This is a genomic window from Saccharothrix sp. 6-C (assembly GCF_016695385.1).
Classification (GTDB): Bacteria; Actinomycetota; Actinomycetes; order Mycobacteriales; family Pseudonocardiaceae; genus Actinosynnema; species Actinosynnema texasense.
The window spans coordinates 5,101,352-5,123,240 of the sequence record NZ_CP064192.1; the positions used below are offsets into that span (position 1 = coordinate 5,101,352).

Annotated in this window: 19 protein-coding genes; 7 read left to right on the plus strand and 12 right to left on the minus strand. The window is 73.2% G+C overall.

Annotation, left to right across the window (positions count from 1 at the left end):
* Positions 1–196: 196 nt before the first annotated feature.
* The 4 genes from IOD16_RS21270 to IOD16_RS21285 all read left to right on the plus strand — a co-directional run bounded on the left by IOD16_RS21270 (position 197) and on the right by IOD16_RS21285 (position 6,927).
* Complete coding sequence (locus IOD16_RS21270) at positions 197–919, plus strand: D-Ala-D-Ala carboxypeptidase family metallohydrolase (RefSeq protein ID WP_123747325.1); 723 nt, start codon at positions 197–199, stop codon at positions 917–919.
* Between the two features lie 230 nt (positions 920–1,149).
* On the plus strand, positions 1,150–5,562 hold the full coding sequence (locus IOD16_RS21275) for an nSTAND1 domain-containing NTPase (protein ID WP_201435834.1): 4,413 nt from the start codon (positions 1,150–1,152) through the stop codon (positions 5,560–5,562).
* Positions 5,563–5,566: 4 nt separating this feature from the next.
* On the plus strand, positions 5,567–6,409 hold the full coding sequence (locus IOD16_RS21280; RefSeq protein ID WP_236594260.1) for a hypothetical protein: 843 nt from the start codon (positions 5,567–5,569) through the stop codon (positions 6,407–6,409).
* A gap of 107 nt (positions 6,410–6,516) precedes the next feature.
* Entirely contained in the window at positions 6,517–6,927 is a 411-nt protein-coding gene (locus IOD16_RS21285) for a hypothetical protein (protein WP_201435835.1), read from the plus strand.
* A 235-nt stretch (positions 6,928–7,162) separates the two neighbouring features.
* Here IOD16_RS21285 and IOD16_RS21290 read toward each other — a convergent pair whose 3' ends face one another.
* The 8 genes from IOD16_RS21290 to IOD16_RS21325 all read right to left on the minus strand — a co-directional run bounded on the left by IOD16_RS21290 (position 7,163) and on the right by IOD16_RS21325 (position 13,949).
* Entirely contained in the window at positions 7,163–7,744 is a 582-nt protein-coding gene (locus tag IOD16_RS21290; protein WP_201435836.1) for a DUF5655 domain-containing protein, read from the minus strand.
* A 9-nt stretch (positions 7,745–7,753) separates the two neighbouring features.
* Positions 7,754–8,719: a VWA domain-containing protein gene (locus IOD16_RS21295; RefSeq protein WP_201435837.1), complete on the minus strand. Its 966-nt coding sequence runs from the start codon at positions 8,717–8,719 to the stop codon at positions 7,754–7,756.
* A complete protein-coding gene (locus IOD16_RS21300) occupies positions 8,719–9,600 on the minus strand; it encodes a DUF58 domain-containing protein (RefSeq protein WP_236595201.1) in 882 nt (293 codons plus the stop codon). Before IOD16_RS21300 ends, IOD16_RS21295 begins: the two co-directional genes overlap by 1 nt.
* A gap of 65 nt (positions 9,601–9,665) precedes the next feature.
* Positions 9,666–10,697 carry an AAA family ATPase gene (locus IOD16_RS21305; RefSeq protein WP_123747319.1) on the minus strand — a complete coding sequence of 344 codons (1,032 nt, stop codon included), beginning with the start codon at positions 10,695–10,697 and terminating at the stop codon, positions 9,666–9,668.
* 158 nt (positions 10,698–10,855) lie between these two features.
* Positions 10,856–11,392: a molybdenum cofactor guanylyltransferase gene (gene mobA, locus IOD16_RS21310; RefSeq protein ID WP_201435839.1), complete on the minus strand. Its 537-nt coding sequence runs from the start codon at positions 11,390–11,392 to the stop codon at positions 10,856–10,858.
* Between the two features lie 16 nt (positions 11,393–11,408).
* The gene (locus IOD16_RS21315; RefSeq protein ID WP_236594261.1) at positions 11,409–12,158 is read right to left on the minus strand and encodes an MHYT domain-containing protein; all 750 of its coding nucleotides are present in this window, start codon (positions 12,156–12,158) and stop codon (positions 11,409–11,411) included.
* A 151-nt stretch (positions 12,159–12,309) separates the two neighbouring features.
* Positions 12,310–13,737: a sensor domain-containing diguanylate cyclase gene (locus tag IOD16_RS21320; protein ID WP_201435840.1), complete on the minus strand. Its 1,428-nt coding sequence runs from the start codon at positions 13,735–13,737 to the stop codon at positions 12,310–12,312.
* Positions 13,734–13,949 (minus strand): hypothetical protein, encoded by a 216-nt coding sequence (locus tag IOD16_RS21325; RefSeq protein WP_201435841.1) that lies wholly within the window; start codon positions 13,947–13,949, stop codon positions 13,734–13,736. The genes IOD16_RS21320 and IOD16_RS21325 overlap by 4 nt, the downstream gene beginning before the upstream one ends.
* A 566-nt stretch (positions 13,950–14,515) precedes the next feature.
* Between IOD16_RS21325 and IOD16_RS21335 the strand changes: the two genes are divergently transcribed.
* A complete protein-coding gene (locus IOD16_RS21335) occupies positions 14,516–15,304 on the plus strand; it encodes an ion transporter (protein WP_201435843.1) in 789 nt (262 codons plus the stop codon).
* A gap of 25 nt (positions 15,305–15,329) precedes the next feature.
* Here IOD16_RS21335 and IOD16_RS21340 read toward each other — a convergent pair whose 3' ends face one another.
* From IOD16_RS21340 to IOD16_RS21355, 4 genes are all read right to left on the minus strand, one after another.
* Positions 15,330–16,628 carry an NlpC/P60 family protein gene (locus tag IOD16_RS21340; RefSeq protein ID WP_201435844.1) on the minus strand — a complete coding sequence of 433 codons (1,299 nt, stop codon included), beginning with the start codon at positions 16,626–16,628 and terminating at the stop codon, positions 15,330–15,332.
* A gap of 171 nt (positions 16,629–16,799) precedes the next feature.
* Positions 16,800–18,332 (minus strand): AMP-binding protein, encoded by a 1,533-nt coding sequence (locus IOD16_RS21345; RefSeq protein WP_201435845.1) that lies wholly within the window; start codon positions 18,330–18,332, stop codon positions 16,800–16,802.
* Positions 18,333–18,378: 46 nt separating this feature from the next.
* Positions 18,379–18,942: a carbonic anhydrase family protein gene (locus tag IOD16_RS21350; RefSeq protein ID WP_201435846.1), complete on the minus strand. Its 564-nt coding sequence runs from the start codon at positions 18,940–18,942 to the stop codon at positions 18,379–18,381.
* Positions 18,943–19,004: 62 nt separating this feature from the next.
* On the minus strand, positions 19,005–19,739 hold the full coding sequence (locus IOD16_RS21355; RefSeq protein ID WP_201435847.1) for an SIR2 family NAD-dependent protein deacylase: 735 nt from the start codon (positions 19,737–19,739) through the stop codon (positions 19,005–19,007).
* A gap of 143 nt (positions 19,740–19,882) precedes the next feature.
* Between IOD16_RS21355 and IOD16_RS21360 the strand changes: the two genes are divergently transcribed.
* Positions 19,883–20,284: a hypothetical protein gene (locus IOD16_RS21360; RefSeq protein WP_201435848.1), complete on the plus strand. Its 402-nt coding sequence runs from the start codon at positions 19,883–19,885 to the stop codon at positions 20,282–20,284.
* Positions 20,281–21,822 (plus strand): flagellar basal body protein FliL, encoded by a 1,542-nt coding sequence (locus tag IOD16_RS21365; protein ID WP_201435849.1) that lies wholly within the window; start codon positions 20,281–20,283, stop codon positions 21,820–21,822. The genes IOD16_RS21360 and IOD16_RS21365 overlap by 4 nt, the downstream gene beginning before the upstream one ends.
* Positions 21,823–21,889: the final 67 nt, after the last annotated feature.

Genomic DNA, 21,889 nt, shown 5'->3' on the forward strand with positions numbered 1-21,889 from the left:
GCTTCGCGGCCCCGAAGGCACGTGCGGCACCGAGCCGGGCCCGACGACGTCCCACCCTCGTGGCACGGCCCGCACGACCAGTTGTTCACAAACTATTCGTGTGGTGTGAAATATTCAGACATCCGGGACAGATTGACGCAAGTTTACCTCTCCGCCAGGCTCCAGAGCCGTCCCCCAACCAGGTCTGGAGGTCCCTGTGCTCCGACTAGTGTCCTACCTGGCGTCGTTAGCGCTCGTCGCCGTGGTTCTCGTGGCCGGTGGCGGCACGGCGCAAGCCGACGGCTGCTACACGTGGAACCGAACCCTGTCCGAGGGCGCGTCCGGTGAGGACGTGCGACAGCTGCAGATCCGGCTGTCCGGCTACCCCGGCTACGGCGCCGTGCTCGGCCTCGACGGCCAGTTCGGCCCGGCGACGCGGTCCGCCCTCGTGCGCTTCCAGCAGGCTTACGGCCTGGCGGCGGACGGGGTGGCGGGCAACGCGACCTACTCGCGGATCTACTCGCTGCAGGACGACGACTGCACGCCGGTCAACTTCTCCTACGCGGAGTTGAACAACTGCAACTCCACCTGGGCCGGCGGCAACGTCTCGGCGGCCACGGCGAAGGCCAACGCGCTGGTGTCGATGTGGAAGCTGCAGGCGCTGCGGCACGCGCTCGGCGACCAGTCGATCCGGGTCACCAGTGGTTTCCGCAGCGTGGCGTGCAACAACGCGGCCGGCGGCGCGTCCAACTCCCGGCACCTGTACGGCGACGCGGTCGACCTGGGCTCGGGCCCGCACTCCCTGTGCCGCCTGGCGCAGCAGGCCCGCAACCACGGGTTCAACGGCATCCTCGGCCCGGGCTACCCGGACCACAGCGACCACACCCACGTCGACCACCGGGGCAGCCGCTTCTGGTCGGCCTCGTCCTGCGGCATCTGACCGGTCCGCCAGGGCACCACTCCGGCCACGCGCGGGTCCACCCCTCGACCCGCGGTCGCCGATCCCCGGATCCCGTGGGAACACCCCTTCACCGGCGGGATCCGTCGAAGGACCGCGGGCCGCGGACGGGCCTCCACACCCCGTCCGCGCCCGCGGCGCCTCACCCGCTCACCCGGTGGGACGACCGGCGCCGCCCAGTAAGGTTCGGGCGGGCGAGACGAGGGGGCGCTATGGGGGCGCGATCAGGCTTAGCCGGGTTCGGGCGGTACGAGATCCGCGAGCTGCTCGGACAGGGCGGCATGGGTGTCGTGCACCGCGCCTACGACACCGTGCACGACCGGGTCGTCGCGCTGAAGCGCCTGTCGGCCGCCGCCACCGACCACGAGTACCGGGCCCGGTTCCAGCGCGAGTCGCGCCTCGCCGCCGCGCTGCGCCACCCGAACGTCGTCCCGGTCAACGACTTCGGCGAGGTCGACGGCCACCTGTTCCTGGACATGATGCTGGTCGACGGCACGGACTTGCGGCGCGCCCTGGGCGCCGGCGAGGTCGACCCGGTCCGGGCGCTGAAGATCCTCCGCCAGGTCGCCGCCGCCGTGGACGCCGCCAACGCGCGCGGCCTGGTCCACCGGGACGTGAAGCCGTCCAACATCCTGATCTCCGCCGACGACCACGCCTACCTGGCCGACTTCGGCATCGCCCGGGAGACCTCGCCCGAGGCCACCGCCCTGACCCGGTCGGGCGACCTGATCGGCTCGTGGGACTACATGGCGCCGGAACGCCTGTCCGGCGGCGAGGTCGACGGCCGGTCGGACCAGTACTCCTTGGCGTGCGTGCTGTTCGAGTGCCTGACCGGCCGCCTGCCGCACCCGGCCGCCGACCCGGCCGCGAAGGTCGCCGCGCACCTGTTGCAGCCACCGCCCGCGCCCTCGGTGTTCAGCCCGACCGTCAGCCCCGGCTTGGACGCCGTGGTGCTGCGCGGGCTGGCGAAGGACCCGGCACGGCGGTTCGAGTCGGCGACGGCGCTGATCGCGGCGGCGGAGTCGGCCGCGTTCGACGGCGCCACCGAGCACGCCGCCCGGCCGACGTCGCCCGGCCCCGGCGAGGACCAGGGCCGGCTGGTGCGCGCGATCCTGCGCTCCGCCAACCGGCCGCGCGCGTCGCGGCCGCGACCGCCGGCCACCCCGTACCCCGGTCTGAGCGGGTTCGAGCGGGCCGACGCGGACCTGTTCCACGGCCGCTCGCACGTCGTCACCGAACTCCTGGTCCGGCTGGCCGAGCAGGTCCGCGGCGGTGAGCCGGTGGTGCTGGTCGGCGCGTCCGGAGCCGGCAAGTCGTCCGTCCTCAAAGCCGGTCTGCTGCCCGCGCTGGCCGGTGACGGCGACGAGACGTGGCCCCAGGTGGTGGTGACGCCGGGCGTGGACCCGGTCGGCAACCTCGCCGCCGCGATGGCCGCCCGCACGGCGACCGACGCGGCGCGGTGGGCGCGGCTGATCCGGGAGTCGCCCGGCCGGTTCGGCGAGTGGTGCGCGGGCGCGACGCGGCCGGTGATCGTCGTCGACCAGTTCGAGGAGGTGTTCAACGCGCCCGAGGCGGACCGGTTGGCGTTCGCCGGCGCATTGACCGCCGCCCGGCCGGCGCTGGTCGTGCTGGCCGTCCGGGCGGACCTGGTCGACCGGTGCATCGAGCTGGCGCCGCTGCGGCCCGCGCTGGCCGCGCCCGTGCTGCTCGGCCCGTTGGACGCGACCGGGCTGCGGCAGGCGATCGTCAGCCCCGCCAAGGACTTCGGCGTCGACGTCGAGCCCGGTCTGCCCGAGCGGATGATCGCCGACCTGGGCGTGCGCGGCGAGATCGGCTACGACCCCGGCGCGCTGCCCCGGTTGGCGCACGCGCTGCGCGAGTCGTGGCTGCACCGCGACGGCCCGGTGCTGACGCTGGCCGCCTACCGCCGCGCGAGCGGCATCGACGGCGCGGTCGCGCGCACCGCCGAGGAGATCCACTCGGCGCTGGACCCGGTGGGGCGGCAGGCGTTGCGGGCGATCCTGCTGCGGCTGGTCGCGGTGCTCGACGACGGCGCGGTGGTCCGGTGGCGGGTCGAACCGCGCGAGTTCGCGGCGCAGCAGCACGTGCTGGACCGGCTGATCGCGGCCCGGTTGGTGACCGTCGACGGCTCCGGCGCGCGGCTGAGCCACGAGGCGCTGTTCACCGCGTGGCCGCGGCTGCGGGACTGGATCGAGGAGGACCGCGCGGGCCTGGTGCAGCACCGCCGGTTCACCGACTCGGTCCGGGTGTGGGTCGAGTCCGGGCAGCACGACGACGACCTGTACCGGGGCGTGCGGTTGGCGTCGCTGACCGCGTGGCTGGAGTCGGCGCGGGACCGGGTGCGGTTGCAGCCGGTCGAGCAGGACTTCCTGGCCCGGTCCACGGCGGCCGAGCACGCCGGTCAGGTCGCGGCGCGGCGGCGCACGACCCGGTTGCGCGGCTTGGTCGCCGCGTTGAGCCTGCTGCTGGTGGTCGCGGCGGTGGCGGTCGTCGTGGCGACCCTGTCGCGGCAGTCGGCGCAGGCCGAACGGGACCGGGCGGACAACGGGCGGCAGCAGAACCTGTCCCGGCAGCTGGCGGCGGAGTCGGCGCTGGCCAGGGCGGTGGACCCCCGGCGGGCGGCGCTGGCGGCGTTCGGCGCGTGGCGGGCCAGTCCGACCGTCGAGGGCCGCAGCGCGCTGCTGGGCGCGACCACCGACGCCTACCGCGGCCGGATGACCGGGCACGTCGGCGCGATCAACGGGCTCGCGCTCAGCGGTGACGGGAAGGTCGCGGCGTCCGGCGGCCGGGACGGCACGCTGCGGCTGTGGGACGTGCCCGCGCGCCGTGAGCTGGCCGTGCTGGACGACAAGGGCAAGTGGTACCGGACCTTGTCGATGAGCGCCGACGGCCGGCTGCTCGCCGCCGCCGACCCGCTGACGAACAAGGTCGAGCTGTGGGACGTGCCCGCGCGCAAGCGGGTCTTCACCGTGCCGGAACGGGCGGTGGACACGGCGCTCTCGCCGGACGGCGGCGCGCTCGTCGCCTACACCGACCGCGGTGTGGTGGTCTGGGAGACGACCGGGTTCACCGAGCGGGCCGTGTTCGTCGCGGCGCCCTCGATCCGGATGGCGTTCCTGCCCGACCCGGGGCTGGTCGCGTTGACCAGCGGCAACGACGTGGTGGTGCACCGGGTGGGCGACGGCGCGGTGGTCGCGACGCTCACCGGGCACACCGGCGAGGTGAACTCGCTGGCGTTCGCGCCCGACGGCGGGCTGCTGGCGAGCACGGGCATGGACGCGACGGTCCGGTTGTGGGACGTCGGGACGTGGACCGCGCGCAAGGTGATCACCACGGCCGAGGTGGGGCTGAGCTCGATCGCGTTCACGCCGTCCGGCCGGGCCGTGGTGGCGGGCGCGGTCGGCGCGAGCGTCCACTCGTGGGACATCGCGACCGGCGAGGCGCTGACCCAGTTCGCCGCGGGCTCGGTGACCACGTTCGGCGTGGCGATGTCCGCCGACGGCCACACGCTGCTCAGCGCCGACTCCACCGGGGTGATCACGGTGTGGTCCTACGAGCGGTCCACCCTCGGCCCGCGGGACGCGGTCGTGCTCGGCGCGGCGTTCCAGCCACCCGGCGGCGACCTGCTCGCCACCACCAGCGGCAACGGCGTGGTGCGGCTGTGGGACCACCGGAACTCGCGGTTGGTCCGGGAGATGCCGGGCCACCGCGACGCCGCCTACGACGTCGCGTTCAGCCCGGACGGCAGCGAGCTGGTCACCGTGGGCAAGGACGGCCTGCTCGTGGTGTGGCAGGCGGAGACCGGCGCGGAGGTGCGCCGGTTCTCCCGGCCGGGCACCGAGTTCACCGCAGTGCGGATCAGCCCCGACGGCAAGGTGATCGCCGTCGCGGGCCGCAAGCCGACCGGGTCGACGGAGGAGCGCGACGAGCTGCTCCTGCTCGACGCCGCCGACCTCCGCCTGGTGAACCGGCGGCCGACCGCCGAGGAACCCCGCAACACCCCGGTGAACGGGGTGGAGCCCAACTACCCGACCGGTGTCTCGTTCAGCCCGGACAGCCGCACGCTCGCCGTGACGCTGTCGGGCGGTCGGATCGGGCTGTGGGACCTGGTGGACCCCGGTGCGCAGTGGACGATCCTGCCCGGCCACGAGGGCATCGCGATCGACGTGGAGTTCAGCCCGGACGGCGCGGTGCTCGCCACCGGCGGCGGTGACCGGCTGGTGCGGCTGTGGCGGGTCAAGGACGGTGTCCAGGTCGGCGCGCTCACCGGCAACGACGCGCCGGTGCGGCGGGTGACGTGGAGCCCGGACGGCCGGACGCTGGCCACCGCGAGCCAGGACACCGTGCTGCGGCTGTGGGAGGTCGACGGGACGCGGCAGCTGGCGCGGCTGGACCGGCACGGCGGCGAGCTGAACGACGTGGCGTTCGACCCCGGCGGTGAACGGGTCGCGTCGGTGGGCGCCGACGGCGCCGTCCGGCTCTGGGACCTCGCACCGGACCGCGCGGTCGAGGTGCTGTGCGGGTCGCTGGACCGCGAGTCGCTCGCCGAGGAGTGGCGCGCCCTCGGACCGGACCGGGGCGATCCGCCCGGTTGCCCGGAGTAGCGACGTGCCCAGGGTGGTGGTGCGCGGCGCGGGCCTGGCTTCGGTGGTGCTGGGGCCGGGTGAGTCGCTGCTGTTCGGACGGGCGCCGCACGGTGTCGTGGGTCCGCCCCGGCCGGGGCGCGTGGTGGTGACGCTGCCGGACTGCGCGCCGCACGTGTCGCGGCTCGTCGGCGAGCTGGCGGTGGGCGCGGACGTGGTGTCGTTGACGTGGCTCGGCGCGGGCGAGGCTCAGCTGTCCAGCCTGTTCGACGCGCCGGGCGGGGCGCGTCGGGTGATCCTGACCCGGTCGGCGTCGGCGTTGCTGGACGTCGGCGAGAACCAGCTGGTGCTGCTGCTGGGCCGCAACGGTCCGGGCGACGGGTTCGCCGACCTGCTCATCACCGTCGGCGTGGAGCACGTGGCGTCGACGTCGGAGGTGGGGTTCGGCGCGGGCGGCGACGACACGCGGACCGGTCCGGGGCTCGTGCGGGGCGGGCGGGACTGGTTCGTCGCGCTGGCGCTGTGCGAACCGTGGCTGGTCGGCGCGGACGACTACCCGCGGCCGCCGTCGAACCGGGAGATCTTCGAACGCGTCCGCGAGTGGCACGGCTACACCTGGAACCTGCACCGGCCGCAGCGGGTGGACGACGCGATCCGGGCGATCGCGGCCATCGCGTTCGGCGCGGCGGACGACCCGTTCGGGGCACCCCACGCGGGTCGGCTCCAGAACACCCGGTTCGCCGTGGCCCGCCGGGCCGCCGAGGTCCGCCTGGTGACCGCCGCCGACCTCGCCGAGGTGGAGCGGACCGCCAGGAACCGGAAACTTCCACCCCCGCCGTCCTCGCCGGGCCACCCGCCCGCTCCGTAGCGTCACCGGTCAGGGGCGCCGGACGGGTCGCCCCGCTCCTCACGGCACCGGACCGGTTCCGCCACGCGGCGACCGGGTCCGCGCCGTACCCGGAAAGGACCGCCGCCATGGCGCAGCACGACTCCTCCGACTCGCCGAACACCACCCTCCGGGCCGAGCCGCGCGTCAAGAAGGGCGGCGGCATCGTCGTGCTGCTGGTGCTGATGACCCTCGCCAACGCGCTCGTGCTGGTGCTCGGCGTGGTGAGCTGGGTGGACGAGGTCGACCACGGCGCCGACTGGGGCGACGACCCGTTGCGGCTCGTCGTGCTGCTGACCTCGGTGAGCGTGGTCGCCGTCGTCGGGCTGCTGGGCGCGTGGTTCACCCGCAAGTGGGGTCCTCGGCTCTACGTGCTGACGGCCGGGTTCAGCCTGCTGTTCGGCCTGCTCGTCTCGGGCGGCGCCGGCTTCTCGCCGCTGAACCTCGTCGGCCTGGGCCTGGCCGTCGGCCTGTGGCTGCACGCCGAAGCCAAGTGGTAACCCGAGAGTCCAACCTCCACGCCCCGAGAGTCCAACCTCCAGCCCGCGCGTGTCCTACGTCCAGAACGCGTGTGTCCTACGTTCGGAACGCGTGTGTCCTACGTTCGGAACACCCGAATTCAACGCTCAGCGCAGCCCGACCGTGTGCTGAGTGTTCAACTCAGGTGTTCTGAACGTAGGACACGCATGTTCTGAACGTAGGACTCACGCGGGCTCGGGGTTGGACTCTCGGGGGTCAGGAGTTGGCGGTGTAGGCGTGGCGCAGGTGGGTCAGGGTGTCGTCGTCGATGTCGTCGGCGCTGCCGATGCCGATCCGCACGGTGATGGTGCCGTCACCCGGGGAACGCAGCGGCTCGAGGCGGCCGGTCGGCGGGTGGTCGGCGAGGCGCAGCCCCAGGTCGACGCGGGCACGGCCGGTCGCCTTCACGATCGCGAACGTCCGGCGCGGCGACACCAGCGCCACGTGCGTCTTGCGCGCCCGCACGCGCATCGGACCCAGCAACGCCGCCTCGGCCAGCAGCCGGTCGAGGATCGGGCGCAGCTCGGACCGGTCGGCGTACTGGGCGTCCACCAGCCCGTCCGACGACGCGCTCAGCAGGTCCGGGTAGCCGAACCGCTCCATCACCAGCAGCATCTGCGGGTACCCGGTCACGCCCTGCTCCCGCAGCCAGAGCCGCAGGTCGCACTCGTTGTCGAGACCGGACGACAGGACCCGCCGGTTCCACTCCGGCACGCCCTCGCCGGTGCCGCGGCGCAGCAGCGCCACGGACCAGTCGACCATCTCCCGCCAGTTCTCCGCCACCACCACGGGCGACATACTGCCGCCTCACGGCAGACGTTGCCCGAAGAGCAGCGCGCCCGCGACGGCGATCATCCCCAGCACGGTGCCCAGCGCCACCCACGGCCGTGACGCGTCGGCCTGCTTCTTCTCGTACCCGATCTGCTCGCCCAGCGTGTCGTACACCCGCCGCAGCTCCTCGGCGCTCGCGGCCTTGAAGAACTCGCCGCCGGACAGCTTCGCGATCTCCTTCATCGAGTCGTCGTCCACCGGCACCTCCTGCCGCCGTCCCTCGATCTCGACCACGCCTTCCTCGGTGCCGAACGAGATCGTGGAGATCGGGACGCCGGCCTTCTTCGCGTCCTCGGCCGCGTCGAACGCGTCCCGCGTGCCGACCGTCTCCTTGCCGTCCGTCATCAGCACGACCCGGGCGGGCGGCGGCCCGTCCGCGCCGCCGACGACCTTGCCGAACGAGTCGATCGCCGCCAGCGCGGCCACGATCGCGTCACCCGTCGCGGTCGACTGGGCCAGCTTCAGCCCGTCGATGCTCTGCGTGACGGCCACGCGGTCGGTGGTGGGCGCGACCAGCACGGTCGCCGAACCGGCGAACGAGATCAGCCCCAGGTTGATGCCGGGCGTGAGCCCGTCGGCGAACGACTTGGCGGCCACCTGCGCGGCGTCCAACCGGGACGGTTGCACGTCGGTGGCCTTCATCGACAGCGACGTGTCGATCACCAGCATCACGGTCGCGCGGTTGCGCGGCACCTTCTGCTCGGCGGTCGGCCCGGCCAGCGCCACGGTCAGCGCGATGAACGCGACCATCAGCAACGCGGCCGGCACGTGCCGGTACCAGCCCTGCCGCTTGGGCGCGACCTTCTCCAGCATCGACAGGTTGGCGAACCGCAGCGTCCGCTTGCGCAGCACGCGTTGCAGCACCACGTAGAACGCGGCGAGCGCCACCACGGCCACCAGCAGCAGGAACCACCACGGCGCGGTGAAACCCGACAGGCTCATCAGGCCACCCCTCCCGACCAGCGGCGCTTGCGCGCGACGACGAACCGCACGGTGTCGGCGATCCAGTCCGAGTCGGTGCGCAGCACCAGGTGGCCGGCTCCGGCGCGACGCAGCCCGGCGGCCACCTCGGCGCGGTGCTCGGCCGCGGCGGCGGCGAACTCTCGGCGCAGCAACGGCGACGCGACGACCTCGCGCTGCCTGCCCGACTCCGGGTCGGCCAGCACGACCGTGCCGACCTCGGGCAGGTCGATGTCACGCGGGTCGATCACCTCGATGGCCACCAGGTCGTGCCGGGCGGACAACGCGCGCAGCGGGCGCTGCCACTCCGTGCCGCCGAGGAAGTCGGAGATCACCACGACCAGGCCGCGCCGCCGCGGCGGGCGGCGCAGTTGTTCGACCACGTCGGCCAGCGAGCCGCGGGTGCCCTCGGGGGCGCGCGGCGTCTCGGCGACCTTGCGGATCAGCCCACGCGAGTGCGCCAGACCGCCGCGGGCGGGCACCCGGACGAGGTTCTCGCCGGTGGAGACCAGCGCGCCGATCCGGTTGCCGCCGCCACGGGTCAGGTGCGCCACCGCGGCCGTCGCGGCGACCACCAGGTCGCGCTTCTCGCACGCCGCCGTGCCGAAGTCGAGGCTCGGCGACAGGTCGATCGCGAGCCACGTCTCCAGCTCGCGGTCGGCGACGGTCTCGCGGATGTGCGGCACGGTGGTGCGCGCGGTGACCGCCCAGTCCATCCGCCGCACGTCGTCGCCGGGCTGGTAGGGCCGCGCCTCACCGGGTTCGGAGCCCGGTCCGGGCACGAGCCCGAGGTGGTTGCCCTGGAGCAGGCCGTCGAGCCGGCGGCGGACCTCCAGTTCGAGCGTGCGCAGCGCCGCTTCCATCCGACCGCCGTGCAGCACCGGTGGCGCCCAGTTCGGCCGGTCGGCGTCCTGCGGGTTCGGCCCGGTCACGGCCTGCCCGCGGGCTGCGGCGTCTGCGGACGTGCGGAGACCTGCGGCAGCGGCACGGTCTGCAGCACGCGGGTGATGATGTGGTCCAGCGGCACGCCGTCGGCCAGCGCGTCGTAGGACAGCACCAGGCGGTGGCGCAGCACGTCCGGCACCACGTCCACGACGTCCTGGGGCAGCACGTAGTCGCGTCCGCGCACCAGCGCGAGGGCGCGGGCGGCGGCGATGATGCCGAGGCTGGCGCGCGGCGAGGCGCCGTAGGCGACCCACCCGGCCACGTCGGTGAGCTGGTGCTCCTTGGGCGCGCGGGTGGCGATGACCAGCCGGACCACGTAGTCGACCAGCGCGTGGTGCACGAAGACCCGGGAGGCCACGCCCTGGAGGCGGACCAGCTCGTCCGGGCCGAGCACCTGGCTGGGCACCGGCGGCTCGACGCCCATCCGGTAGACGATCTCCCGCTCCTCCTCGGCCGTCGGGTACTCGACCTGGATCTTGAACAGGAACCGGTCGCGCTGCGCCTCGGGCAGGGGGTAGACGCCTTCGTTCTCGATCGGGTTCTGGGTGGCCAGGACCAGGAACGGGGTGGGCATCGGGAAGGTCTTGCCGCCGATCGACACGTGCCGCTCGGCCATCACCTCGAGCATCGCCGACTGCACCTTGGCGGGCGCGCGGTTGATCTCGTCGGCGAGGACGAAGTTGGCGACCACCGGGCCGAGCTCGACGTCGAAGCTCTCGCTGCCCTGGCGGTAGATGCGGGTGCCGAGGATGTCGGCGGGCACCAGGTCGGGGGTGAACTGGACGCGGGAGAACGAGCCGCCGACGACGTTGGCGAACGTCTCGACGGCCAGCGTCTTGGCCACGCCGGGCACGCCCTCCAGCAGCAGGTGGCCCTTGGCGAGCAAGCCGACGAGCATCCGCTCGACCAGCCGGTCCTGACCGACGATCACCCGCTTGACCTCGAACACGGTGCGTTCGAGCAACTGGGCGTCACGAGCCGGCGTGTTGGGAGCCTCGGCGGCGGGCTCGGACAAAGGTCCTCCTCGACAGGGTTGTACGACGGTGCCCCAGTCTTCCCTGCCGACGGTATGGCTCTTGTGAAGGGGTCCACCCCCGGAAACGCGGCAGCGATGCAGCTCACGCCCATCTCACCCGATCTTGGTCACCGGTCGCGGTACGAGACCGGTCGCCGTCACGGCGCGAGGTCGGCCGGGGTGTCCACGTCCCGGGCCTCGCCCGGTCGGGCGGTGACGGGCGTCGGGTCCAGCGGTCCGAGGACGGAGCGCGCGGAGGCGTCGCGCGGGTCGGCGGGCACGGCTCGGCGCAGGGCGCCCGTGCGCCACGCCCCGGTGAGCCACTGCGACCGCCCCTCGCCGTCCACGAGGACCGAGCCGGTGGCGCCGACGGCCGCGAGCAGCCGGTCCACCGTGGACCGGGTGATGCCCGGCTGGTCCACCGCGAGCACCACCACCAGGTCGGTCTCCACGTGTGCGAGCCCGGCGGCCAGTCCCGCGACCGGTCCGCCGCCGGGCGGGTCCTCGCGCGCCCACGTCACGCCGGGCACGTCGTCCTTGCGCGGACCGACCACGACGATCCGCGCGGCCGGCGCGACGGCGTGCAGCACGTGGTCGAGCAGCGTGCGGCCGTCGACCACGACCGACGCCTTGTCCACGCCGCCGAGCCTGCTGCCCCGACCACCCGCGAGCACCACCGCCGTCCAGGACGTCACGCGTCGACGGTAGCCGCTAGACGGGCTCGCCGAGCGCGTCGTCGTCGGAGGTGAAGAGCATCCACAGCAACGCCGCCACCACGAGGGCGCTGGTCACGAACACCGGGAACACCAGGTCGAACGCGGACGTGCCCTGCGGCGCGGGGATCGTCGGATCGGAGGTGACCCGCACCGCGGCCATGCCGGTGTAGTGCATGCCGGTGACCGCCACGCCCATGATCAGCCCGGCCGCGAGCCGCGCCGCCGTCGTCTTCACCACCAGGGTGAACCAGAACGCGGCGGTCGCCGCGACGACCGCGATCAGGAACGACAGGGCGACCAGGGTCCGGTCGTAGGAGATCTCGCCGCGGAACCGGATGGCGGACATGCCCAGGTAGTGCATGCCCGCCACGCCGAGCCCGGCGAGGGTGCCCGCGACGAGCAACCGCATCTTGGTGAACCGCACCAGCGTGACCAGCGACAACCCGGCCCCGACGACGACGATCGCCACCACCGCGGACAGCGCGGTCAGCGGCACGGAGTACTTGATGGAGGCGTCGGGCACGTCGAAGCCGAGCATGGCGATGAAGTGCATGAGCCAGATGGCGACGCCGCCGATGGCGAACGCGCCGAACACCGTCCAGCGCGTCTTGACGGCACGGCCCGGCTCCGCTTGGGCGCGCGCCATGCAGGCGAGGCCGATGAGCGAGCCGATCACCGAGACGACGTAGGCGAGCACGAGGGTGGAGAGGCCGTCGGAGAAGTGCTGCATCGAGTCGTGGTCCACGCCTCTTACTAACTGACCGTGATCGCCTTCACCAGAACGGCCCAGGTGAATTCATTGATTCGCAATGCAACTAGCCAGTTCTTCTACTCAGCGTAGTTGCACGGTGCGCCAAACGGACCACTCCACTGCCGTGCGGGTGAGCCTGTGGGGGTCACCCGCCGGTCCGACGGCCGACCACCCGGTTGCGGCCCGCGTCCTTGGCCTCCAGCACGGCGACGCTGGCCTCCTCCACCGCGTCGGTGACGGAGGCCCCCGGTAAGACCTCGACCGCGCCGATCGACACCGTCACCACGCCGCCGGTGTTGCCCCGGTGCTCCAGCCCCAGCCGTTGCACGGCCTGCCTGATCCGCTCCCCCGACGCCAGCGCGCCGTCCAGCCGCGTGCCCGGCAGCAGCACGGTGAACTCCTCACCCCCGTACCGGTACGCGCGATCACCCGCTCGGGTGGTGCGGTCGATGGCCTCGGCGACCCTGCGCAGCGTCTCGTGGCCGGCCAGGTAGCGGTAGAGCGTGTTGTAGCTGTGGAAGCGGTCGATGTCGACCAGCAGCAGGCTGTACGGCTCGCCGGCGCGGTTGCGGCGGGCGTGGTCGGCGTCGAACGTCGCCGGGTTCGGCAGGCCGGTGCGCTGGTCGATGGTCGCCGCCTCGGCCAGCGCCCGGTTCTCCGCGTGCAGCTCCTCCAGGCGTTCGGCGAGCCGGTCGACCTGGTGCTTGCGCGCCAGCGCCCAGTCCTCCAGGTCCTGGTCGTAGACGGCGACGGCGGCCGGGCCGATCGTCTTGGCCCGGTACATCGCCAGGTCGGCCTGGTGCAGCAGGGCTTCCGCGCCGTGCCCGGGCCGGACGAACGTGATGCCCGCCGACACCGACACCCGGATCGCGCCCTCGTCCAGCGCCACCGGCGTGGCGATGGCGGCCAGGATCTCCCGCGCCGCCGCGATCGCCTGCCGCTCGTCCAGCTCGTCGAGCAGCACGACGAACTCGTCGCCGCCGAGCCTGGCCGCCGTGCCGCGCCCGGCCACCACCGCGGCCAGCCGGGACGCGACCAGGCGCAGCACGTGGTCGCCCGCCGCGTGCCCGTGGCAGTCGTTGACGTCCTTGAACTGGTCGAGGTCGAGGAACACCAGCACGGGGCCCGGCGCGCCGCGCACGGCCTGCTCCAGGCGCGGCAGGAACCCGGTGCGGTTCGCCAGGCCCGTCAGCGCGTCGGTGTTGAGCCTGCTGCCCAGCTCGTCGGCCGTCTCCGCCCAGCCCGTGACGTCGAGCGCGACGACCACCAGGCCGCGCACCTCCGGGTCCTCGCTCAGGTCGCGGGCGATCAGGTCGACCCGCCGGTGCACCGAACCCTCCACCGGCACCGCGCACGTCAACCGCGACGCGCCCGCGCGGCCCGCCGCCTGGAGGAACGTGCCGACCGCCGCCGCGTCGCCGTTCGCCACCAGGTCGGGCAGCAGGCCGGACGCGGCGCCGAACAACCGCCGGGCCGCCGGGGACGCCCACCGCACGGCCAGGTCGCCCGGATCCACCACCAGCACGGCGGCGTCGGCCCGGTCGAGCACCGCCTGGTGGAAGCCGCCGTTCATCGCGACGCGCTGGGGAACCGCAGCAGGGCGCGGTCGAACTCGTCGGGCCGGTCCGCCGCGGTCGACGCCCGCGGCCGCGCGAGCCGGCCCAGGGCGAACGGGTCCTCGAACACCATCCCGCTCACGCCCGGCCCGACCGGCACCAGGCCCGCCGGCAGGTCGAACCGGCGGTCCCACGGCGCCGCCCCGAGCCCACCGCCGTGCAGCAGCACGACCGGCGGCCCGTCACCGCGTCTGTGACAGGTCGATTCGCCGTCGTCGAGAATCAAGCGGCCGGCCGTCATGGTCCCCCCTGGACTTGACTTCCTCCCTCAGACCACCGACGCTACCGAATCCGGCTCTCGCATTCAGGTGATCACCCGCATTTTTCCGCAATTCCACGGTCGCCTTCCGGGATCGCGCCGAATTGGGGTTCATATCCACCCTTAATCCACTGTGGACGGACCGCGCGGTGCGACTCGGGCGACCGGTGGGCACCCGTTCGCGATCCGCCCGGCCTCACCGCCGTCCGTCCCCGTCTGTGCGAACGAGGCGCATTGCCGGCCCGCTCCGGAGCGGAGCTCGCGCGCGGGCCCCGGCGTGGACCTACGCTCACATCGGCTCGACCGCTGTGCAGGGGTCGCGCGCCAAGCGGTTCGTCGACCTCCAGCTCGGCACCCGCGCCAAATCGGCATTCTTCCGCTCGACCGGGTGAATTCACTCAAGCCGTACAGCCAACCCGCCGATGGGGCGGTGCTCGATCGAGCGAGATCCCCGACGCGTGCAGGAGGAGTTCGGCATGGGTTTGCGCGACCGCGTCCGCGACGTCGTGGACGGCAGGCGCTTGCAGCGGGTGGTCATCGCGGTGATCGTGGTCAACGCGGTCACCCTCGGCTGCGAGACGTCGACGGCACTGGTCGCGTCCTACGGCGGCGTCTTCGACGTGCTGGACCGCACCGCCCTGGCGATCTTCGTCCTGGAACTGGCCGCGCGGCTGTACGCGCACGGCCCCCGCTTCTTCCGCGACCCGTGGAACGTCTTCGACTTCGTGGTGGTCGGTGTCGCCCTGCTGCCGGCGGCCGGTCCGCTGTCGGTGGTCCGGGCGCTGCGCATCCTGCGCGCTCTGCGCCTGGTCGCGATGGTGCCGAGCATGCGCCGGGTGGTGACCGCGCTGGTGAAGTCCGTGCCGGGCCTGCTGTCGCTGTCCGGGCTGCTCGTGCTGATGCTGTACGTCGGCAGCGTGGTCGCCATCAACCTGTTCCGCGGCAGCGGCGACCCCCGGTTCGGCGACCTCGGCGCGACCCTCCTGACGCTGTTCCAGCTCACCACCGGCGACGGCTGGTCGGACGTGATGCGCGACCTGATGGCCACCCAGCCGCTGGCCTGGATCTTCTTCGTGGTCTACCTGCTGGTCGGCACGTTCACCATGCTGAACCTGTTCATCGCGGTCGTGTGCAGCGCGATGGAGTCCGAGGACGCCGCGCCCGCGCCGAGGGGCGCCACGGACGACCGGCTGCTGGACGAGATCAAGGCGCTGCGCGAGGAGGTCCGGGCGCTGCGCCTGGAACCCGTCGGGGACCGGCGCTGACCGGGCTGCCCACCGCGGACGACGGTCACAGCAGGCGCGTGGCGTACGGCATGATCCCGCCGTACCGGACCGGTGCGACGCGGACGTGCGAGCCGGAGTACGGCGCCTCGACCATCATGCCGTCGCCGAGGTAGAGCGCGACGTGGGTGCCGCCGCCCGGTCCCCAGAACAGCATGTCGCCGCGCCGCGCCTGGGAGAGCGGCACCTTGCGGCCGGCGTTGTACTGGTAGCCGCTGTAGTGCGACAGGTAGACGCCGACGCCCGCGAACGCGTACATCATCAGCCCGGAGCAGTCGAAGCCGACGCTGTAGTAGTCGCCGTGCGCGTCGCCGACGCCGCCGTCCCGGATGCCGACGGTCGGGCCGTCGTAGTTGCCGCCGCCCCACGAGTACCGCACGCCGAGCTGCGCCAGGGCGCGGGCGACGACGGTCTCCACGCCGGTGCCGCTCGGCGCCGACACCACCGGCGGACGGGGGGCCTGGGGCGCGGCCGCGGCGGCGAGGGCGGCCAGGCGCGCGGCTTCCTCGTCCTCGCGGCGCTTGTCGTCCAGCCACCGGTCGTACTGGGCGCGTTGGCCCTCCAGCCCCTCGACCGCGTGCAACGCCTGGTCCAGCTCGCCTTCCACGCGGGTCTTGTCGTCCTGGAGGCCTCGCGCGGCGGCGGCCTGGCCCTCCTGCGCCAGCACGGCGGTGGTCCGGGCGGCGTCGGCGTCCCGCGCGGCCTGGTCCGCGGCGGCCTGCTTCCGGTCGGCCAGGTCGAGCGCGGCGCGCGCGGCGGAGTCCTTGTTCGCCTGCTCGGCGCGGGTGCGCTCGACGTCGTCCAGCGCGTCGAGGCTCGACTCGCTGACGGCCTGGAGCAGCTGCGCGCGGGCCAGCAGGTCCTGCGGGCTGGTCGCGCCGAAGTAGGCCGAGACGGAGCCGACCAGGCTGCCCTGCTCGTAGCTGGCGGCGGCGAACTCGTCCAGCCGCACGCGGGCGTCCTCGACGGCGCGGGCGGCGGCGTCGGCCTCGACCCGGGCCCCGTCGGCGTCCCGGCGCGCCCGGTCGGCCTCGCCCTGGGCGGTCTCCAGGTCGACCCGCGCCTTGTTGGCCAGCTCCAGCTTGAACGCGACTTCGTCGGTGAGCTCGCGCAGGCGGGCCTCGGCGTCGGTGAGCCGACCGGTCAGCTCACCGACGTGGGCCGCTTTGGCGTCGGCCTGCTGCCGGCCGGCGCTGATCTCGGCGTCGCTGGGGTTGGGCGGCGGTGGCGGCGCCGCGTGCGCCACGCCGCCCAACCCCACCGCGGTGGTCAACGCGATCACGACCGGGATCACCCATCGAGTCACGACTGCCGCCCTCCCCGCGCACTCGGCCGATCGGCGTTACGCCGAACGGCGCTGTGCGGATCGACTCTGCCACTCGTGCCTCACTGTTTCCAACCGACCCGGCGTCAACATCAGCCACACGGGTCACAGCGGACGCGGGGAGCCACCCTCACCCAGGTGACGGGATCACGGTCAGTTGACCTTGCGATCGAGGTCGGCCCAGTACGGCTCGCGCAGCTTGAACTTCTGCACCTTGCCGGTGGCGGTGCGCGGGATGGCGTCGCGGAACTCGACCGAGGTCGGCGCCTTGTACCCGGCGAGGCGGGTCTTGCAGTGGGCGATCAGCTCGGCCTCGGTGACCTCCGCGCCCTCGGCCCGCACGACCAGCGCCTTGATCGTCTCGCCCCACTTGTCGTGCGGCACGCCGATGACCGCCGCCTCGGCCACCGCGGGGTGGCCGAACAGGGCGTCCTCGACCTCGATGGACGACACGTTCTCGCCGCCGGTGATGATCACGTCCTTCTTGCGGTCGGAGATCGTCAGGTGGCCCTCGTCGTCCAGCTCGCCGCCGTCGCCGGTGTGGAACCAGCCGCCCTCCAACGCCTCGGCGGTGGCGCCGGGGTTCTCCCAGTAGCCGGCCATGACGACGTTGCCCCTGGCCAGCACCTCGCCGGTCTCGGACACCCGCAGCCGCACGCCGAGCCCCGGCGCGCCCGCGCGGGACAGCTTGCGCGCCCGTTCCGCCGGCGGCAGCGCGTCGTCGGCCGGTCGGGTGCGGTTGAACGTCAGCAGCGGCGAGGTCTCGGTCAGGCCGTAGAGCTGGAGGAACTCCCAGCCGAGCTCCTCGCCCACGCGGGCGATGGTGCGGCTGGGCGGGGGCGCGCCGGCGCAGATGATCCGGACCCGGTCGCGGCCGGGGATCTCGCCGTCCCAGTCCTGGGCGGCGTCGAGCACGGCGTTCCAGACGGCGGGCGCGCCGCACATCAGCGTGACGCCGTGGTCGCGGACCCGGTTGAGGATCTCCGCGCCGTCGACCTTGCGCAGCACGACCTGCGGCACGCCGAGCCCGGCCAGGCCGTAGGGCATGCCCCAGCCGTTGCAGTGGAACATCGGCAGGACGTGCAGGTAGACGTCGCGTTCCCAGACGCGGGCGTGCATGGCGAAGGTGACCGCGTTGATCCAGATGTTGCGGTGGGTCATCTGGACGCCCTTGGGGCGGGCGGTCGTGCCGGAGGTGTAGTTGATCGTGGCGGTGGCGTCCTCGTCCGGTTCGCGCCAGGGGCGGGGCTCGGTGTCGAAGCGCATCAGCTCGGTCTCGGTCTGCTCGCCGAGCACGAAGCGGTGCCGCGCGGTGACGCCGTCCAGCTCCAGCTCGGGGTCGACGAGCAGCGCGGACGCGCCGCTGTGCTCGACGATGTAGGAGATCTCCTCGGGCCGCAGCCGGAAGTTGACGGGGACGGCGATGCGGCCGGTGGCGGGCACCGCGTGCAGCAGTTCGAGCAGCCGGGCCGAGTTGTGGCTGACCACGGCGATCCGCTCGCCCTCGCCGAGGCCGAGCGCGTCGAACCCGGCCTGCCAGGCCCGGACGCGGGTGGCGAACTCGCCGTAGGTGGTGGTCGGCACGGGCGCGGCGGGCTGGACGGGCTCGTCGACGGAGGCCGGGGTGTCGGCGAAGACCTGCTCCGCCCGGTGGAGGAAATCGGCGACGGTCAGGGGTACGCGCATACGAGGTGACCTTATTTACCGGTGACCGCCCCGGCTACCTCCCGCGTCACCCGGTCGCCAGCACGAACCGCCGGTTCACCGGCTGGACGGGGCGGGGGTGGTCGGCGTGCGTGCGGATGAACGCGCGCAGGGCCGGGTCGTCCACCTGGACCGGCCGGTCCATCACGACCCAGCTGACGATCTCGTCGAACTCGCCCGTGGTCAGCGAGCCCTCGTAGCGGTGGAAGCCGCCGTCCGGGAGGAGCGCCGGCAGGTCGATGCCGCTGGGCGGCTTCCCCTCCGACGGTCCCGGTTCGCCGAGGTCGACGAACACCGCCACCACGCACGCCCGCAGCTCGTCGTCCGCCCGCAGGTGGACGGCGTGCATCTCCGCGCCGCGCGACCGGCCGCGCACCCAGTGCTCGCTCGGCCGGTGGAAGTGGAGGTTGTCGAGCCGGAACTGCTGCCCGCCGAGGCACACCACGTGCTCGCCCCTGGGCCGGAACCGCCAACCGTGGCCCTCCTCCCGGGCGCTGAACTGGTCGGCCCGCCAGCGGACGTCCAACTGCTCCGCCAGCCGGGGCACGACCACCGCGTCACGGAGGTTGATCGGTGACTGTTGACTCCCCATGCGGCCACCTTGGCACCGCGATGCGCTCACGAACGTGTGGTCTCGCGTCACGAGCGGGTGGTTCACCAGGTGCTGGGGTCGCCCCACGTGCGGATCGGGCCGGTCGCCACCACGGGCACGGCGGCCAGTTCCGGCAGCGCCGACGCGGCCGGCTCGCGCACCACCGCCGCCGCCAGCGAGTCGTACGGCGTCGGGTCCAGGGAGCAGATGACGACCGCCGCGCCCGCCTTCGCCGCCAGCGGCACGAGCTGCGCGGCGGGTTCGACCGTGAGCGACGTCCCGGCCACCAGCATCACGTCGCAGTCGAGCACCGCCATCCGCGCCGAGCGCAGCACGTCGTCGGGCAGGGGCTCGCCGAACGCGACCGCCGCCGGCCGCAGGACACCTCCGCACACCGCGCAGTCGGGCGGGACCTCGCCGCCGCGCACGCGCGCCAGCGCCTCGCCCATCGCGCCGACCGCGCCGCACGAGACGCACACCACGCGCGACATGGTCCCGTGCAGCTCGACCACCGGAGACCCGGCCCGCTGGTGCAGCCCGTCGACGTTCTGCGTCAGCAGCGACCGCACCCGTCCGGCCCGCTGCAACCCGGCCAGCGCGCGGTGCGCGGCGTTCGGCTCGGCCGTCCACAAGGGATCGTCCAGCCAGGACTCCCACACCTCGCGCCGCACGCGTGCCGACGTCAGGAACGCCGAGGCGTCGAACCGGAACCGCACCACCCCCGACTCCAGGGAGACGCCGGCGCCGGTGAGGGCGGTGATGCGCCGCGCGAGGGCCATCACGTCCCGTGCACTCATGCCACCACCGTCCCACACGCCTGCGAGCATGTCGGGGTGCGCGGGACAGATGGGCGGAGCCGACCATGACAGGACCGTCGGCGGAGCCGACCACCAGACGTTGGACGGGCGCGGTGCTCGGAGTTGTCGGTTTGGTCACAGCGGTGACCGGTTTCTTCTTGCCGTGGCTGCGCTCCGGCACGGTCACGAGGACGAGTTACGAGGTGCTCGCTCTGCGTGGTTTCGCCGGGTTGGACGGTGTGCCGGGCGAGGTCGTCCGGGGCGCGTGGGTGGCGCTCACCCCGTTGGCGGTGTGCTGCGTGGTGCTTTGGGCGGTGCGTTTTCACCGAATCGCGGCATGGCTCGCACTGGTGTTTGGCACGATTGCGGGAACGGTGGCGGCACTTGCCGCCGTCCAAGGGGGCAACGAGGCGGCACTGGTCGGGATCAGCCTGACCGGACCGGTGACCACCCTCGGTGGTGCTGTGCTGGGGATCGCCGGGGCGATCACCGTGCTCACCGCGACATCCCGCACAGCGATCAGCACTCCAGGAGGAGCACCGTGACGCACCCAGGTGGCGGCGGAGGCGAATGGCCACCGCAGAACAACCCGTACGGCCAGCCGCAGCAGGGCGGCTACCCGCAGCAGGGGCCCCAGCAGGGCGGTTACCCGCAGCAGGGTGGCTACCCGCAGACCGGTCCCCAGCCGCAGCAGGGTGGCTACCAGCCGCAGCAGGGCGGTTACCCCCAGCAGGGCGGCTACCCGCAGACGGGTCCGCAGGGCTTCCCGCAGCAGCCGGGTCACCAGCAGGACTTCGGCCAGCCCTACGGCCAGCAGCCCTACGGCCAGGGCCCGGTCGGCTTCGGGGGCGGCGAGCCGCCGAAGAAGAAGCGCACCGGCCTGGTCGTCACCGCCGTCGTCGCCGTCCTCGCGCTGGCCGCGGGCACGGTCGCCACGGTGTGGGCGCTGCGCAGCTCCGACGAGGTGGCCGCCGGCTCCGAGAGCCCGTCCACCGCGGCGAACAACCTGCTCAGCGCGCTGGGCAGCGGTGACGTCCTGGGCATCATGAACGGCTTGGCGCCCGCCGAGGCGAAGCTCAGCAAGGACTACACCGAGGCCACGATCAGCGAGGCCAAGCGGCTGGAGATCCTGAAGAAGGACGCGGACCCGAACAAGCTCAGCGGCGTCCAGATCAAGAGCGAGGGCATCAAGTTCGACGACGCCGCCGCGGAGAAGGTCAACGACCACCTGACGATCAACAAGGTGGTCGAGGGCAAGATCACGGTCACCTCGGACGTCAAGCAGATCCCGTTGACCGACAAGCTGGTCGACGCGCTCGGCGCGGAGCTGGACAAGGCCGGCACCGAGACCGACACGCTGGACTTCGCCAAGGAGAAGGCCGACCGCGACGGCAAGCCGATCGGCATCGCCACCATCAAGGTCGGCGACGAGTGGTACCCGAGCCTCTTCTACACCATCGCGAACGCCGCGCTGGAGGAAGAGGGCCTGAAGTGGCCCGCCCAGGGCATCGCGCCGGCCGGCGCGGGCTCCGCGAACGACGCCGCGAAGCAGATGGTCGAGAAGGCGCTCGACGGTGACATCGAGGGCGTCCTCGCGCTGCTGCCGCCGGACGAGATGGGCGTGCTGCAGGACGTCGGCCCGATCCTCCTGGACCAGGTCGGCAAGACGCCCGCCACGGGCGCGAAGCTGGTCGAGCTGGAGACCGACGCCAAGGACGTCTCCGGCGGCAAGCTGCTCACGATCCGCAAGCTGGTGGTCGAGGCCGAGGGCGAGACCGTCGAGGTCAGCCGGGACGGCGACTGCTACGCGGCCACGGTCAAGGGCCAGACGCAGCGGCTGTGCGCGGACGAGATCACGCAGCTGGTCGAGCAGCAGGGCGGCAGCGACATCCCGCCCGCCGCGGTCGACGTGATCGCCCGGATCGGCGCGCAGGTGCTGAAGGACGGCCTCGGCGTGGTCGCCACCGAGGTCGACGGCAAGTGGTACGTCAGCCCGTTCCGCACCTACAGCGAGCTGTTCCTGACGCTGATGCGCGGGCTGGAGCCGAAGGACATCGACGAGCTGATCAAGGCGATCAAGTAGGTCGCACCGCACCACCGGAACGCTCCGCAGGGGTCCCCGCCCAAGGGGACCCCTGCTTTTATTCTGC